Origin of the sequence: Pseudomonas putida, assembly GCA_029953615.1 — a bacterium.
Lineage (GTDB): Bacteria > Pseudomonadota > Gammaproteobacteria > Pseudomonadales > Pseudomonadaceae > Aquipseudomonas.
Genome location: CP124529.1, coordinates 4,532,195 through 4,545,924 on the forward strand (window position 1 = coordinate 4,532,195; position 13,730 = coordinate 4,545,924).

The 13,730-nt window shown below is 61.2% G+C and carries 16 protein-coding genes and 1 pseudogene; 7 read left to right on the plus strand and 10 right to left on the minus strand.

What is annotated here, in order from left to right; translation table 11 throughout:
- Positions 1-174: 174 nt before the first annotated feature.
- Entirely contained in the window at positions 175-1,509 is a 1,335-nt protein-coding gene (locus QIY50_20810; protein ID WGV19742.1) for a SidA/IucD/PvdA family monooxygenase, read from the minus strand.
- Between the two features lie 174 nt (positions 1,510-1,683).
- Here QIY50_20810 and QIY50_20815 point away from each other — a divergent pair, with 174 nt between their 5' ends.
- Positions 1,684-2,130 (plus strand): hypothetical protein, encoded by a 447-nt coding sequence (locus QIY50_20815; GenBank protein WGV19743.1) that lies wholly within the window; start codon positions 1,684-1,686, stop codon positions 2,128-2,130.
- Positions 2,131-2,274: 144 nt separating this feature from the next.
- Here the strand turns inward: QIY50_20815 and pbpG are convergent, their stop codons facing one another.
- From pbpG to QIY50_20830, 3 genes are all read right to left on the minus strand, one after another.
- Positions 2,275-3,201 (minus strand): D-alanyl-D-alanine endopeptidase, encoded by a 927-nt coding sequence (gene pbpG / locus QIY50_20820; GenBank protein ID WGV19744.1) that lies wholly within the window; start codon positions 3,199-3,201, stop codon positions 2,275-2,277.
- A 159-nt stretch (positions 3,202-3,360) separates the two neighbouring features.
- Entirely contained in the window at positions 3,361-4,491 is a 1,131-nt protein-coding gene (locus QIY50_20825) for a HAMP domain-containing sensor histidine kinase (GenBank protein ID WGV19745.1), read from the minus strand.
- A gap of 156 nt (positions 4,492-4,647) precedes the next feature.
- Positions 4,648-5,322 carry a polysaccharide lyase family 7 protein gene (locus QIY50_20830; protein WGV19746.1) on the minus strand — a complete coding sequence of 225 codons (675 nt, stop codon included), beginning with the start codon at positions 5,320-5,322 and terminating at the stop codon, positions 4,648-4,650.
- Positions 5,323-5,553: 231 nt separating this feature from the next.
- On the opposite strand from QIY50_20830, the pseudogene QIY50_20835 reads away from it, so the two are divergent.
- Positions 5,554-5,878: pseudogene (locus tag QIY50_20835) on the plus strand (DUF1654 domain-containing protein).
- A gap of 37 nt (positions 5,879-5,915) precedes the next feature.
- On the opposite strand, the gene QIY50_20840 reads toward QIY50_20835, so the two are convergent.
- Positions 5,916-6,740 (minus strand): S24 family peptidase, encoded by an 825-nt coding sequence (locus QIY50_20840; GenBank protein ID WGV23102.1) that lies wholly within the window; start codon positions 6,738-6,740, stop codon positions 5,916-5,918.
- Between the two features lie 162 nt (positions 6,741-6,902).
- Between QIY50_20840 and QIY50_20845 the strand changes: the two genes are divergently transcribed.
- Together QIY50_20845 and QIY50_20850 are read left to right on the plus strand one after the other, a co-directional pair.
- Positions 6,903-7,268: a chemotaxis protein gene (locus QIY50_20845; protein WGV19747.1), complete on the plus strand. Its 366-nt coding sequence runs from the start codon at positions 6,903-6,905 to the stop codon at positions 7,266-7,268.
- 62 nt (positions 7,269-7,330) lie between these two features.
- Positions 7,331-7,816, plus strand: coding sequence for a glycoside hydrolase family 104 protein (locus QIY50_20850; protein WGV19748.1), 486 nt, complete (start codon positions 7,331-7,333; stop codon positions 7,814-7,816).
- 75 nt (positions 7,817-7,891) lie between these two features.
- On the opposite strand, the gene QIY50_20855 is transcribed toward QIY50_20850, so the two are convergent.
- Positions 7,892-8,074 carry a hypothetical protein gene (locus tag QIY50_20855; GenBank protein ID WGV19749.1) on the minus strand — a complete coding sequence of 61 codons (183 nt, stop codon included), beginning with the start codon at positions 8,072-8,074 and terminating at the stop codon, positions 7,892-7,894.
- Positions 8,075-8,364: 290 nt separating this feature from the next.
- Between QIY50_20855 and QIY50_20860 the strand changes: the two genes are divergently transcribed.
- Positions 8,365-9,189, plus strand: a complete 825-nt coding sequence (locus QIY50_20860; protein ID WGV19750.1) for a shikimate 5-dehydrogenase — start codon at positions 8,365-8,367, stop codon at positions 9,187-9,189.
- 116 nt (positions 9,190-9,305) lie between these two features.
- Here the strand turns inward: QIY50_20860 and QIY50_20865 are convergent, their stop codons facing one another.
- The 3 genes from QIY50_20865 to QIY50_20875 form a co-directional block, all read right to left on the minus strand.
- Positions 9,306-9,548 carry a hypothetical protein gene (locus QIY50_20865; GenBank protein WGV19751.1) on the minus strand — a complete coding sequence of 81 codons (243 nt, stop codon included), beginning with the start codon at positions 9,546-9,548 and terminating at the stop codon, positions 9,306-9,308.
- Positions 9,549-9,645: 97 nt separating this feature from the next.
- A complete protein-coding gene (gloA, locus tag QIY50_20870) occupies positions 9,646-10,173 on the minus strand; it encodes a lactoylglutathione lyase (protein WGV19752.1) in 528 nt (175 codons plus the stop codon).
- 225 nt (positions 10,174-10,398) lie between these two features.
- A complete protein-coding gene (locus QIY50_20875) occupies positions 10,399-10,758 on the minus strand; it encodes a DNA binding protein (GenBank protein ID WGV19753.1) in 360 nt (119 codons plus the stop codon).
- A 361-nt stretch (positions 10,759-11,119) separates the two neighbouring features.
- On the opposite strand from QIY50_20875, the gene QIY50_20880 reads away from it, so the two are divergent.
- The gene (locus tag QIY50_20880) at positions 11,120-12,409 is read left to right on the plus strand and encodes an OprD family porin (protein ID WGV19754.1); all 1,290 of its coding nucleotides are present in this window, start codon (positions 11,120-11,122) and stop codon (positions 12,407-12,409) included.
- 67 nt (positions 12,410-12,476) lie between these two features.
- On the plus strand, positions 12,477-13,226 hold the full coding sequence (gene cobF, locus QIY50_20885; GenBank protein WGV19755.1) for a precorrin-6A synthase (deacetylating): 750 nt from the start codon (positions 12,477-12,479) through the stop codon (positions 13,224-13,226).
- Between the two features lie 123 nt (positions 13,227-13,349).
- Here cobF and QIY50_20890 read toward each other — a convergent pair whose 3' ends face one another.
- On the minus strand, positions 13,350-13,700 hold the full coding sequence (locus QIY50_20890) for a response regulator (GenBank protein ID WGV19756.1): 351 nt from the start codon (positions 13,698-13,700) through the stop codon (positions 13,350-13,352).
- Between the last annotated feature and the right edge of the window lie 30 nt (positions 13,701-13,730).

The following is a 13,730-nucleotide window of genomic DNA, read 5'->3' on the forward strand; positions in this document are numbered from 1 at the left end:
GGGCATTGGGGGGCTGCTGCGCAGCCCATCGCCGGCAAGCCGGGCTCCCACAGGTAATACGCAACCTTGAGGTCTGTGCTGTCCCTGTGGGAGCCCGGCTTGCCGGCGATGGGCCGCACAGCGGCCCCAATCGATTCAGGCCAAGGCCGGCCTGCTAGGCATGGGCAGGAGGGATCAGGCGCGGGTCAGGGCTACTGCCGGTTGCGGCTTGCCGTGCAGCTGGGCGAGGTCCTGGTACAGCGCGCGGCCAATTTCCGCGGCGCGTGCCGGTAGCACCGAGAGCAGGGTGTCGCTCAGGCCGTGGCTGTTTTCGCAGAAACCCTGCAGGTACACCGAGGCCTGCAGATCGGGGCTGGCCAGCATGCGGTAGTTGCGGTCGACGCTGAAATCGTCCAGGTAACCGGCCAGGGGGGCCAGCAAGTCGCGGTGCGAGCGACGTTCGTAGCCGGTGGCGAGGATCACTGCGTCGTAGCGATGGGTTTGCTGCTGGCCGGTTGCAAGGTCGCAAAGGGTCAGCTCCAGGCCTTCGCGAGTGGCCACCACGGCTTCTACCTGGCGCCGGCACAATACGTTGTGACGGTACTGGTGGGCGACCTTCTGCCGGTAGAGGATGCCGTAAATGCGTTCGATCAGGTTGAGGTCGACTACCGAATAGTTGGTGTTGTGGTATTCGCCCAGCAGCTTGCTGCGCTGGTCGGCCGGTTCGTTGTAGACCAGGTCGGTGTAGTCCGGTGAGAAGATCTCGTTGACGAACGGGCTGTCGTCGGCAGGCTTGAGGGCCGAACCGCGCAAAATCATGTCGACCTTGACCGACGGGTAGCTGTCGTTGAGGTCGATGAACGCCTCGGCGGCGCTCTGGCCCGAACCGATCACGGCAATGCGCATCGGCTTGCCGGCGGTGCACGGCAGCTTGTTCAGGCTGCTCAGGTACTGGGAGTGATGGAATACCCGCGGGTCGTCCTTGAAGGCGCCGAACTTTTCCGGGATTTTCGGCGTGCCGCCGCTGCCGACCACCACCGAGCGGGTGCGGCGGCTGTATTCGCGGCCTTGGGCATCGCGCGAGACCAGGCGCAGGTGCTCGACCCGCCCCGCCTGCACCTCCGGCTCGATGCGCAGCACCTCCTCCCCGTATGCCGCCTGGGTGGCAAAATGCTCGGCGGCCCAGCGCAGGTAGTCATTGTACTCGAGGCGGCAGGGGTAGAACGTGCCGAGGTTGATGAAGTCGGCCAGGCGCTGCTTCTGGTGCAGGTAGTTGACGAAGCTGTAAGGGCTGGTGGGGTTGCGCAGCGACACCAGGTCCTTGAGGAACGAGATCTGCAGCTCGCTCTGGGTGGCCAGGGTTTCGCCGTGCCAGCGGTAGTCCTGCTGCTTGTCGATGAACAGCGCGTCGAGGGCGTGGCCTTGGGACTCGGCAAGTTCTTCCAGGGCAATGGCCAGGGCCAGGTTGGAAGGGCCGAAGCCCACGCCGATCAGATCTTTGGTGGTTTCCCGCTGTGAGGGCTGGCTCATGGCTGCGATTCCCTGAATGGTCGAATTTGGACGCCCGCCGGGGCTCCGGCTCCTGCGCTAGTACATGAGTGGGAACGAGCCAGCCGAGGGGGAATTTAAGCAGGCTAAAGAACTGCGTAAGGCGGCCGATAGGGTGGTCAAGGCAAGGACCCATCTTTCTGGCAGGGAATCGACATGAGCGGCATTACGGCAAGCAACCTGATGATCAATGGCGTTTCAGCGCAGACGCTGAGCGCGAACGCAGCTACTGAACGCGAACAGGCAAAGCAGGCCGGTGAGGCACTGGGCCCGTTGAGTATCAGCAGTGACAGCATGAAGGTCTCAGCGGGTGGCCAGGCGCAATCTACAGACAATGAAGACAGTGGCGAGTCGCAGGCGGTGACCGAGCTGCGTCAACTGATCAAGGATCTGCAGAAGCAACTGGCCGAGGAGCAGAAGCAGTTGGCTGCGTTGCAGAACAGCAAGATGGACGAGGCTGCCAAGGCGGCGGCGGTGGGTGCCAAGCAGGCGAGCATTGCCACCATTAACGGGCAGATCATGGCTGCAACGGCACAGTTGCTGGAGCTGTTGCAGCAAGAGGGCGGCAGCAGTGCGGGCGGGATGGTCAGCGCCACGGCCTGACGAACCTGGGGCTGCTGTGCAGCCCATCGCCGGCAAGCCGGCTCCCACATGGGCCGCGCAGGGCAGTTGCTCTCGCATGCCTGTCACGGTGGGAACTGGCTTGCCGACGATAGGGCCGGTGCAGGCCCCACATTCCCGCTCCGGTTACTCGGCCGCCAAGCGCCCCTTGCTCTGCCGCTCGGCCTTGTACTGCATGGCCACCGCCGGCGCCGGCTTGGCGGCACCGGTTTCCAGCCACTGGCGCATGCGGCTGGCATCGGCGAAGTGGGTGTACTTGCCAAAGGCATCGAGGATCACCATGGCCACCGGGCGGTTGTCCATGCGGGTCAGCAGCACCAGGCAGTGCCCGGCTTCATTGGTGAAGCCGGTCTTGGTCAGCTTGATGTCCCAGTTGCTCTTGTTCACCAGGTGGTCGGTGTTGCGGAAGCCCAGGGTGTAGTTGGGCTTGCGGAAGGCCACGGTCTTCTCGCGAGTGGTCGACAGTTCACTCAGCATCGGGTACTTGCGCGAGGCCATCAGCAGCTTGGCCAAATCGCGGGCGCTGGACACGTTCTGCGTCGACAGGCCAGTCGGCTCGACGTAGCGGGTGTGCGCCATGCCCAGGCTGCGGGCCTTGGCATTCATTGCCTTGATGAACGCGGGGTAGCCGCCGGGGTAATGGTTGGCCAAGGTGTTGGCCGCACGGTTTTCCGATGACATCAGGGTAATCAGCAAGGTTTCGCGGCGGTCGAGCTGGCTGCCCAGGCGCACGCGCGAATACACGCCTTTCATTTCCGGGTTGTTGGCAATGGTCATGGTGAGCATCTCATCCATGGGCTGTTTGGCATCCAGCACTACCATCGCCGTCATCAGTTTGGTCACCGAGGCAATCGGTACCACGCGGTCGGCGTGGCTCGAATACAGCTCCTGGTTGGTGTTCAAGTCGATCAGCAAGGCGCTGCCCGAGGCGAGGTGCAGCTTGGACGGGTCACGTTGAACCTGGGCCGGGGGTTGTGCAGCAGCGGTCGACGGAAGGGTCGCAGTACCTGTGAGCAACAGCAGCAGGCTGAGGATGGACAGGGATGTTTTCACGTTGAGGCTCACTAAAAGTTGGTATGTCGTTGGCTGTGCAAGGGTTTTCCCCCAAAAACCGCTGCATTCTGGAGTATGGCTGAATGGCTGTCGAATGCCTTATGACTAAAGGGCACAACGTGAACGAAATTTAATCCTGTACCCATTCTGTGCCAATCATCACTCTGCCGAAGCCGACAGAACAACCTCGAAGGTCGTCCCTTGCTCTTCGGTCGACACGACGTCAATTCTGCCGCCGTGCTTCCCAACGATCTCCGATGCGATGAACAGGCCAAGGCCGAGCCCCGCTGCAGAGCCCCGCTCTCCGGAAGAATAGCTCGAGTATCTGCCTTCCGGCTTGAAGATGAAGGGCATCACTTCGGGTGGAATCGGTTCTCCGGAATTCTGTACGCTGACCCGTGGAACACCCTCCACCCTGGCCAGCGTGACCTTGACCGGTGCCGTCGCATCGCCATGGCGCAGGGCATTGCCTATCAGGTTGGAGAACACCTGAGCGATGCGGTCAGGGTCGAACTGACCGGTGATCTGCGCCTGCTCGTCGAGGATGATCCGTGCATGCGGGAATGCCGTGCGTAGTTCGTCAATGACAGCCCGGCAGATTGGATTCAAGTCCACCTTGCGCAAGCCCACTGAAATACCAGTCCCCAGATTGCAGCGTGCCAGATCCAGCAGATCGTTGACGATGGAGTTTGCCCGCTGTGCGCTGGTACAAACCTGGCTTGCCAGTACCTTTCCCTTTTCATCCAGCCCCGCCTGCCGCTGGATCAGCCCGCCAGCCATCAGTATCGCGCCCAAGGGTGAACGCAGATCATGACCGAGCACGGCAAGCACCATTTTCCGGGTCGACTCGACTGCTGTTCCATAGGCAGCGATCGACTCTACGAGCGCCTGGTCAATCGCTTCATTGAACCGGATCATGTCCTGGACATGATGCGCCTCTGTGAACGATTCCTGGGTAAGCCAGAGTGACAGAACGCTTGCGCGCAAAGCCCGGTATTCGGACACCATCTGGTCCATCGAGAACCCGGCTACCAAACGCGCGACCGCGTGGGTCTGCGCTGCTGTTTCGCTGGAAGCCCTGGGGCCTCTCCCTTGGGCCTTCTCGGACTGCTGTTGCCTGCTCTGCGGCGTTCTCATGTCTGCGGCCACGGTGCGCAGCATTTTCTCGGCATGGTCGCGCAAGCCGGTCGAGTCCTGTTTCGGCAGCTCTGTTTCAACCGAGCGGGCGTAGTTTTCCCAAGCCTGCAGAATCGCTTCCATACCGTTATCAATGAAATCGGACAGTCTCATGGGGCCTGACTCTAATCGGAAAAAAGACATCCGGATAGATTAGTCCATCCCGGAAACAGGTCGTTCAAGCGCCAGCCACCCATGGCCACCTGGAGCGATCCCGATGCAACCTGCGCCGTGATACAGGGCATCGGGATGCGTGCCGGTTGCCTGGGTTCAGGCATGGATCAGCGAGAGGTCGCTGATGATGCAGATCGAGCCGTCATCGACGGGCGTCGTATCGGTGTAGTCCACCTGGTTGTAGACCCCGCCGTGGAACTCGAACAGCCGTGAAGCCCAGCTGCTGTCGAACTGCAGGTCGCCGGACGAACCGGTCACCCCGTTGCACCTGGCCGTCACGTTGATCACGCCTGCCGAGGTGGCGTGGATGCTGACCTCGAACTTCGCCCCCAGTGGAACCCCCTTGAGCACCGTCGAATTCACAGGATCTACCTGGTTGTAGATCTGCCGAAACCCAAGGGTGATGTCGCCCTTTTTCCAGAACACCTTCACGGGCGGGCTGTCGTCTGCGTAAACGTGCATTTGCGCGATGACCACCTTTTGCGCCCAGTTCACCTTGGTCAGCGTCATTTCCTGGCGATTCCAGTGATCCTGAGCGCTGCCCAGCGTCCAGTATTGCGGCTCCGACCACTCGCAGCGGGTCCTGCGGGTGCTTTTGCTCGAAGCGCCTTTGGTGGGGGCGAACAACTGGACCGAACCATCGCTGAGCACTGTCACGTAGTCCGGGTATTGGGCAATGGCTTCGGTGCCTGTGAGTTCAGTCGCTACAGCGTTGACTGACGATACGGCTACCGGAACGGCGATTGTGAGGTTGCTGATATCTACGCTCATGGGGAACTCCTGAATAAGATGATGGTGTGCCTGCAGCAGCGCGGAGGCAGCTGCTGGATTTAAATTAGCTCTGCGCTAAATCATCGTCAATAGCCAAAAGCTAAATTTATTTCGCCAGGCGGCAAATTACCTGTTGGCGAAATTTTTTGCAGCGGGGCTTTACGCTTGATTTGTCGGTGCGATAAGCTTTCCTTGAATACTGTACGAATATACAGCTATCAGGATAAGAATATGTCTAACCACATGAAATCCCTACCCAATCAGCGCCAGGAAATGACCGGAATAGAGCGCCTTGGCTTGCGGGTGTCAGCGATGATCAACCACCCGGTAGCCCAGACGCAGCGCTGGGTGACGGTGCATCGCCTGGATACCGACGGCGATGCCGAGTGGGAAGCGGTGATTGGCCTGCTGGCCGAAACGCCCGAACTGGAACTCACCTTCAACGACGACGAGAGCGTGACGGTGCGCTGGGTAGCGCGGCAGCGTGGAGGAGCGCGACGATTTTGTCGTCGAGCGGGACAGCGAGCAGCAGGTGGAGCAAGCGGCGCCTTTCTGACAGTCAGAAAAAAGCCCGCCGGGTGGCGGGCTTCGCTTTACACAAGGTGTGCGTTCCACACCAGCAGTACCCTGGCCTGGATGTAGGTTTCTTCCCGGCGAATCATGCGGTCCTTGTGCCGCGAGTTGTCGGAGATCATCTCGAAATGGTCTTCGTCGGCAATCTGCAGCCGCTTGATGTAGATGTGGTCGCCCCAGGAGAAGAAGTAGATTCCATCGCCGACGAACTCGCGGATGCTGACGTCCACGATCAGCGGGTCGCGGTGCCTGATGGTCGGTTCCATCGACTGGCCCCAACCGGTCACCATCTTCAGGTGGTGGTGCTCGCTGAACTCCACACCCAGCTCGCGCAGATGGCTTGGGCTGACGCGAACATCCTTGAACATCTCGGGGTAGTCGTGCGGGATCTGCCCGCCGCCCATGGCCGCCCGGACGTCGTAGTGGGCAATCCATACTTCGTCACCCACCAGGCCTGGCCGGCCAGGTTCGGCCTTCAGCAGCGTCGAGTCTGCCGGTTCCTCGGCGGCGGCCAGCAGCCTTTGCCGGGTTTCCTCGGGGATACCCCGGCCGCTTCTGGCAAGCATCTGTTTGACCAGATCGGCCGCGGAAAGCTTGCTGTCGATGGCTTCGACGGGGGGGGGCGGCTGGTCGCCCGCTGCCATGGCGTCGAACCAGCCCCGTGGCAAACCTTCGATGCCCTCGATTCTGCGGGCCACATCATCGCCCAGGTTTTTCGCTGTCTTGTCCGAAAGGATCTGGCTCAGGTGCGCAGGCGCCATCCCCCAACGCTCTGCGCAGGATCCCTTTCTCTGGCTGCCGATCAGCTTGACCAGGTTGTGCTTGCGAATTTCGTAGATGTCCATGGAACGAAGCATGCCAGTGTTTAGCTTGCTGCTAAATGTGCGCAAAGCTAAATTTCTCTTGTCATGAGATTAGCTTAAGGCTAAATTAAATGTGCAAGCAAGGGAAGCCATCGAGAAGCTGTTCTCCAGGCTTACGACATCACCATCGGTAATGAGGTTTTCATGGATCCGACTGACCTCGGCCCAGGCACCATCACCTGGCTGGGCGGAACAGGCACGGTGTTGCTGGGCGCATTCCTCTGGCTGCGCAAGTGGCTGTCCAGGGATGCCGCTGACCGCGCCATGGACAACGCTGATATTGGCGTGGTCCGGCGCCTGAACGAGCTGCTCGATATCGAGCGTGACGCCCGAAGAGAAGCGCAGGCCAGAGCCGATCAATTTGCCAAGGAGCGCAATGAACTGGTGGTCACCGTAGGGCGCCTGGAAGGCAAGATCGAAGCGCTGACCAGTCGCGGTGGCCATCCTCCCCGGCAGGTCATCGTTCAGGGCGAGGGGATAGCCCGCCCACGCGGGAAGCAAGGTGAGTGAGGCAGCCCGCAAGACAATTCTGTTCACGCCCATGCGTATGGGCTTTTCTGTAGGGAGACAACATGGCTCGACTGGATTCTGCCGCTGCCGGCGGCGCGAACGTGCTCGCATTCCTGGACATGCTGGCCTGGGCCGAAGGTACTTCGACCATCGTTGCCAGTGACGATGGCTACAACGTGCTGGTCGGCGGCCAATTGTTCACGGACTACAGCAGGCACCCGAAGCAGAAGGTGTGGTTGCCCAGCTACGGCATCCACAGCTCTGCGGCGGGGCGCTACCAGATTCTGGCGGGTACCTGGGATGCCATCGTGAGGGCTTATGGCTTCAATGGCCGGTTTACCCCTGAGGCCCAGGACCTGGCGGCAATCAAGTTACTGAACGAGTGCGGCGCGCTGGCACTGATAAAGGCCGGCCGCATTGCCCAGGCGATCGCCAAGGCCGCGCCTGTCTGGGCTAGCCTGCCTGGCGCGGGTTATGGCCAGCGCGAACACGAGATGGCCGCATTGTTGGAGATGTTCATTACCTGCGGCGGTGAGATGCAGGCGTAACGCCCCGGCAAAAAAAAAGACCCGCCAGGTAGGCGGGCCAGAAGGGCGTAGGGAGCAACGCACAACAAATACGGGTCAGGCGACCAAGGTGCCTGGTTGCAACTGCTCGACCAGGGCCTGGGCCGAGGCGAGGGTGGGCATCGGGCCGCTTACGGCTTCGCCGTTGCGCACCAGGTACCAGCACGCCAGCAGGCCCTTCTCACGCAGCGAAGCGGGGACGGCACTGCCGACGACGGACATGATCTGGATAGTGGCCATGTGGACCTCCTGTAAAACATGGCCCTACCTTACGCAGCAGCCGGGGCGGTTTGAAATCAACTTCTTCAATAGTGGTCATTGCTTCTATCAACATTTGCCCAGCAGGGTGATTCCGGGAATGTGGCGGTTGAAGCAACCCTCGCGAGAACACCTCAGTGTGGGGTCCTACTACCATGACTCCACTCTGCGTCAGCTGAGCACGGGGGAACGGTAAAGGTTTTGTAAGGGACGACCAGCGTTTACCTCTGTTACGCTGAACAAACGTTTCAGTCATGACAAAGGAGCAGGTTATGTCGACAACTCCCAGCAGAGATACGGTGCTGTGCATCTCCCTGGCCGGCCGCCCCGGCACCTTCGGTGTGCGCTTCCATAACCACCTGTACCAGCAGCTGGGCCTGGACTTCTACTACAAGGCCATGCGCACCGATGACCTGCCGGCGGCGGTGGCGGGCATCCGTGCTTTGGGGATCCGTGGTTGCGGGGTATCGATGCCGTACAAGGAGGCCTGCATGGCCCTGGTCGACGAGATCGACCCGTCGGCGGCAGCCATCGAGTCGGTCAATACTCTGGTCAATACCGATGGCCACCTGAAAGCCTACAACACCGATTACCTGGCCGTGCGCCAGTTGCTGGCGCAGCACCAGGTCGACCCGGCCACGGCGTTTGCCTTGCGCGGCAGTGGCGGTATGGCCAAGGCAGTAGCCAGTGCCTTGCGTGATGCCGCCGGGTTCGCCGAAGGCATCATCGTTGCGCGCAACGAGCAGGCCGGGCGGCAGCTGGCGGATGTATGTGGTTATCGCTGGGTCCCGGAGCTGGGCGACCTGTGCCCACCCATGCTGGTAAACGTTACGCCGGTCGGCATGGCGGGCGGCCCCGAGGCCGAGGAGCTGGCGTTTTCCGAAAATGCCATCGCCGCAGCGGCGCGGGTGTTCGATGTGGTGGCGATGCCGGAGAACACACCGTTGATCAGACGGGCGCGGGCGTTGGGCAAACCGGTGATCACCGGGCTGGAAGTGATTGCGCTGCAGGCGCTGGAGCAGTTCGTGCTGTACACCGGGGTGCGGCCGACACCGGCGCAGGTAGCGGCGGCAGTGGCGTACGCCCGGGATATCTGACTATTCCTGTGCCGGCCCTTTCGCGGGCTCGCCCGCTCCCACAGGTACTCACAGATTTCAGATTCCCTGTGGGAGCGGGCAAGCCCGCGAAGAGGCCGGCACAGGCATTGACAAGGTCAGAACACCTTGTGCCCTTCATCCAGCTGCTGGTCCACCAGCGCCCGACCATGGGCCAGCGACACATGCTGTGCGTTCTCAAGGTCGGAGAAGAACTTCATCGGCATCGACATGCGCTTGCTGGTGTGCCCGTCAGGGTCGGTGATCAGGCACCCGGCGGCATAGGGCAGGGGGGAATCGGGGTGGGGCATCACGCTGGCGGTGATGGTGTGCTTGCGGTATTCACAGTGAAGAGATTGCATCGTCCTTACCTCGCTGTGGCATGTGAAGCAGTTACCTTCATATACCACAGCAAGGGGCCGGGAGTTCCCGGCCCGACGAGCGAGTCGCGAGGAACGCTCAGCCTTTGAGCTCGGTCGGCTGGATGACTTCGACCCAGTAGCCGTCAGGGTCCTTGATGAAGGCCAGGTGGTTCATGCGCCCGTCCTGCAGGCGCTTCTGGAACGGCACATCCAGTGCCTCGAAACGCGCGCAGGCGGCGCGTACGTCCGGTACCGAGACGCAGATGTGGCCAAAGCCGCGCGGGTCGGTATTGCCATCGTGGTAGGCAAATTCGGCATCGTTTTCGGTGCCGTGGTTGTGGGTCAGCTCCAGCACGCCAGGGATCGATTTCATCCACTGGTGGCGTTCGTGGTCATCGGCAGGGATCTGCGCCGGGTCGACCAGAGCCAGGAAGTACAGGCTGAAGGCAGCTTCGGGGAAGTCGCGCTTGTCCACCAGGCGGAAGCCCAGCACGCGGGTGTAGAAGTCCAGGGACTTCTCGATGTCCTTGACCCGCAGCATGGTGTGGTTGAAGACGAACTGGGCGGTGGCGGCGTCCGGTTGTGCGGTGACGCCAGGCAGGGTTTGCAGATCGTGCAGGCTCATGGGAACTCCTGAGACGGGGCCGGGCGCAGGGCACCGGCAAAACAGACAGGCTGGCCATGATACGGCAGTGCGCCGATTGCGCAAATGAAAGCGCCCTGCACGAGGCAGGGCGCTGGAATTAGAGGCCCGCATGTGCGGGCGCGTGATGGGGTCGCTAGTCCTTTAGCTGTCTCGATACTGAGCCAGCCCTTGTGAAAAAAGTGTGAAGTGCGTGTGGACGTTTCATCAGCGTGCCCAGCTTTCTACCGTGGCGGCCCCGTACTGTTCTTTCCAGGCCTTGAGGCCGCGGTGGTTGCCGCCTTTGGTCTCGATCCGCTCACCGGTGTGCGGGTTGGTGTAAACCTTCACCACGCGCGGGCGGCGCTGTTGCTTGGGCGCTGCACTGGTAACCCGGGCCACGGCCTTCGGGTCGAGGATGGCGATGATATCGCGCAGGCTCTTGTCATAGCTCTTCATCAGGCCGACTAGTTTCTGCTCGAATTCGATTTCGCGTTTTAGGCCGGCATCCTTTTTCAACGCTTCCAGTTGCGCCATCTGTTCCTGGAGCGCTTTTTCGGCAGCACGAAACTCTGCAAGTCTGGACACTGTAATCACTCCTGTACGTCGGTCGTGGCAGGGCGTGACGAACATTGAAGAAAAATAAAACGCCGGCCACGCGGGTGGGTTCCGCTGTTCGCTGATATCGAGTGTAGTCATTCGTGGGTACTGGGTAAACTGCAAACTTTTTGTAAGTAAGCCGGGAACTTTCCTAGTTTTGCGTGCGGTATTTGCCCGTTTTTCCGCGGTTGCCTATGTGCGCGCTTAGACCATGGTCCAATGGCCCGTGCCAGAGCCATTGCGCGATCATCATCAGATGATGGCCGGCTATTGTTCGGTCCCCTCGCAGTACCGTGGCCAGCACGTGCCACAGGTTGTTTACCCGCCTTGATTCTGGATGTTTTCTCGCATGTTTGCCCCTTTCCCCCGCGCCCCCGGGCGTCGTGTTGCCGGCCTGTTCCTGATGTGTGCCGGCGTCAGTGCCCAGGCCGCCGGTTTTCTTGAAGACAGCAGTGCCAAGGTCGAAGCACGCAATGTCTATTTCAACCGGGATTTTCGTGACGGCCACAGCAGTTCCAGCCAGGGCGCGTCCAAACGCGAAGAATGGGCACAAGGCTTCATCCTCAATGTTCAGTCGGGTTATACCCAGGGGCCGGTAGGTTTTGGCGTGGATGCGCTGGGCATGTTCGGTTTCAAACTTGACTCCAGCCCGGCGGACAGTAACAGCGGCCTGTTGCCGTCTTCCGGTCACGACCCGCGCCACTCGGCGGACCAGTACGCGAAGATGGGCCTGGCGGCCAAGGTCAAGGTTTCCAGTACCGTGCTCAAATACGGTTCGATGATGCCGGATGTGCCGCTGCTCAAGTACAACGATGGCCGCCTGCTGCCGACCATGTTCCATGGCGCCATGCTCACCTCCGAAGAAGTGCGCGACCTGAAGTTCACCCTGGCGCGTCTGGACAAATACACCGCACGGGATTCCACTGATCGCCAGGATATTCGCGTGCACTGCAAGAACAAGCGCTATGCCTGTGATATCGAGGCTGACCACTTTGACCTGGCCGGTGTCGATTACCGTTTCAACGAGCGCTTCAGCGCCCAGTATCAGGTGGCCAGGCTGGAGAACATCTACCGCCAGCATTTCCTCGGCCTGGTGGCCAGCCAGCCATTGGCGCTGGGCAGCCTGTCGGCCGACCTGCGCTTGACAAAAAGCGATGACATCGGCAATGCCCGCGCCGGCGAAATCGACCATCGCGCGTTCAGCGGCATGCTCGGCTACAGCCTGGGTGGTCACAAGTTCAGTGCCGGCTGGCAGCGCATGTATGGCGACAGTGCCATGCCCTATCTGGATGGCACCAACCCGTACCTGGTCAACTATGCCCAGGTCAACGACTTCGCCGCCGCCAAGGAGCGTTCCTGGCAGGTGCGTTACGACTATGACTTCAAGGCTCTGGGCGTGCCCGGCCTGACCTTCTTCACCCGTTACATCAACGGTGACAATATCAAGGTACCGGGCAGTACGGCCGAAGGCAAAGAGTGGGAGCGCGACACCGAGTTCAGGTACCAGGTGCAAAGTGGCACGTTCAAGGACGTCAGCGTGCGCCTGCGTAATTCCACTTACCGCAGCAACTATGAAAGGTGGGCCCGCGATATGGATGAGACGCGGGTCATTGTCAGCTACAACTTCTCCATCTTCTGACGGGGCGCTTTGCCAAATGCCGGCAGCCACCTGACAATGGCTGCGGGTTCCCGCAAAGGGCAGGGCAATGAAAGACCTGTTGTTGATCGGTATCGGCCCGGGTGACCCGCGTCAGGTCACCTACGAGGCGGTTGATGCGCTGCGCCAGGCCAGCGTGTTCTTCGTGCTCTGCAAGGGCAGCGACAAGGACGAACTGGTGCGCCTGCGCCAGGCCATCCTGCAACGCTACCGGCCCGAGGGCGGCTACCGCCTGGTGCAGGTCGCCGATCCTGCCCGCGATGGCCAGGCGGATGACTACCTGGGGGCGGTGCAAGATTGGCACCGGCAGCGTGCGGCGCTGTATGCCCGGCTGATCGAGCAGGAAATTGGCGTTGGCGAAACCGGTGCCTTTCTGCTCTGGGGCGAGCCAACGCTTTACGACAGCACGCTGCGCATTTTTGACCTGGTTCGTGAGCGCGGTGTGGCGCTGCGGCTGCAGGTCATTCCGGGCATCAGCAGTGTGCAGGCATTGGCAGCGCGTCATCAGGTGCCGCTCAATCGTATCGGTGAACCGTTGATCGTGTTGCCGGGGCGGCGCCTGGCCGAGCAGGGGCAAATCGACAATGTGCTGGTGATGCTCGACGGGCAGTGCGCGTTTGCCCGGCTTGATGACCCGGGGTTGATGATCTACTGGGCCGCGTACCTGGGGACCGCCGATGAGGTGCTGATCGCCGGGCCATTGCAGGCGGTGAAGGCACAGATACTGGAAGTGCGTGAGCGGGAGCGGGCGCGCAAGGGGTGGATCATGGATAGCTACCTGTTGCGCCGGGAGCTGTAGTCAGTTGCAGCTTGTGCCGGCCTCTTCGCGGGCTTGCCCGCTCCCACAGGTATTGCACTGCACTCGGCGCCCTGTGGCAAACCTGTGGGAGCGGGCGAGCCCGCGAAGCAGGCGGCGCCGGTTTCAAGGTTGACCCAGAATGGCCTGCACCTTGTCCCGCAACTGGTCGATACCGAACGGCTTGCCGATCAGGTGCATGCCCTCCGGCACATCGACGCTTTCGGCATAGCCACTGGCGAACAGCACCGGCAGCAGCGGCCGCAGTTCGCGCGCCCTGGCTGCCAGCTCTTCGCCGCGCATGTCTGGCAGCCCCACATCGGTCATCATAAGCGCCAGCTGCTGGTCCGGGTCCTCAAGAATGCACAGCGCTGCGCTGGCATGTTCCGCCTCGATGACCGTATAGCCCAACTCGTCGAGCACTTCGACCATCAGCATGCGTACGATGTCGTCGTCTTCGACTACCAGAAGGTGCATGGTCAGGATCCTGTGCGAATGAATGTCTTT

Coding starts and splice junctions, on each gene's coding strand:
- QIY50_20810 (WGV19742.1), bottom strand. CDS start 1,509: ATGAGCCAGCCCTCACAGCGGGAAACCACCAAAGATCTGATCGGCGTG.
- QIY50_20845 (WGV19747.1), top strand. CDS start 6,903: ATGGATCCGACTGACCTCGGCCCAGGCACCATCACCTGGCTGGGCGGA.
- QIY50_20815 (WGV19743.1), top strand. CDS start 1,684: ATGAGCGGCATTACGGCAAGCAACCTGATGATCAATGGCGTTTCAGCG.
- QIY50_20880 (WGV19754.1), top strand. CDS start 11,120: ATGTTTGCCCCTTTCCCCCGCGCCCCCGGGCGTCGTGTTGCCGGCCTG.
- QIY50_20890 (WGV19756.1), bottom strand. CDS start 13,700: ATGCACCTTCTGGTAGTCGAAGACGACGACATCGTACGCATGCTGATG.
- QIY50_20840 (WGV23102.1), bottom strand. CDS start 6,740: ATGGACATCTACGAAATTCGCAAGCACAACCTGGTCAAGCTGATCGGC.
- QIY50_20850 (WGV19748.1), top strand. CDS start 7,331: ATGGCTCGACTGGATTCTGCCGCTGCCGGCGGCGCGAACGTGCTCGCA.
- QIY50_20865 (WGV19751.1), bottom strand. CDS start 9,548: ATGCAATCTCTTCACTGTGAATACCGCAAGCACACCATCACCGCCAGC.
- cobF (WGV19755.1), top strand. CDS start 12,477: ATGAAAGACCTGTTGTTGATCGGTATCGGCCCGGGTGACCCGCGTCAG.
- QIY50_20825 (WGV19745.1), bottom strand. CDS start 4,491: ATGAGACTGTCCGATTTCATTGATAACGGTATGGAAGCGATTCTGCAG.
- QIY50_20860 (WGV19750.1), top strand. CDS start 8,365: ATGTCGACAACTCCCAGCAGAGATACGGTGCTGTGCATCTCCCTGGCC.
- gloA (WGV19752.1), bottom strand. CDS start 10,173: ATGAGCCTGCACGATCTGCAAACCCTGCCTGGCGTCACCGCACAACCG.
- QIY50_20830 (WGV19746.1), bottom strand. CDS start 5,322: ATGAGCGTAGATATCAGCAACCTCACAATCGCCGTTCCGGTAGCCGTA.
- QIY50_20855 (WGV19749.1), bottom strand. CDS start 8,074: ATGGCCACTATCCAGATCATGTCCGTCGTCGGCAGTGCCGTCCCCGCT.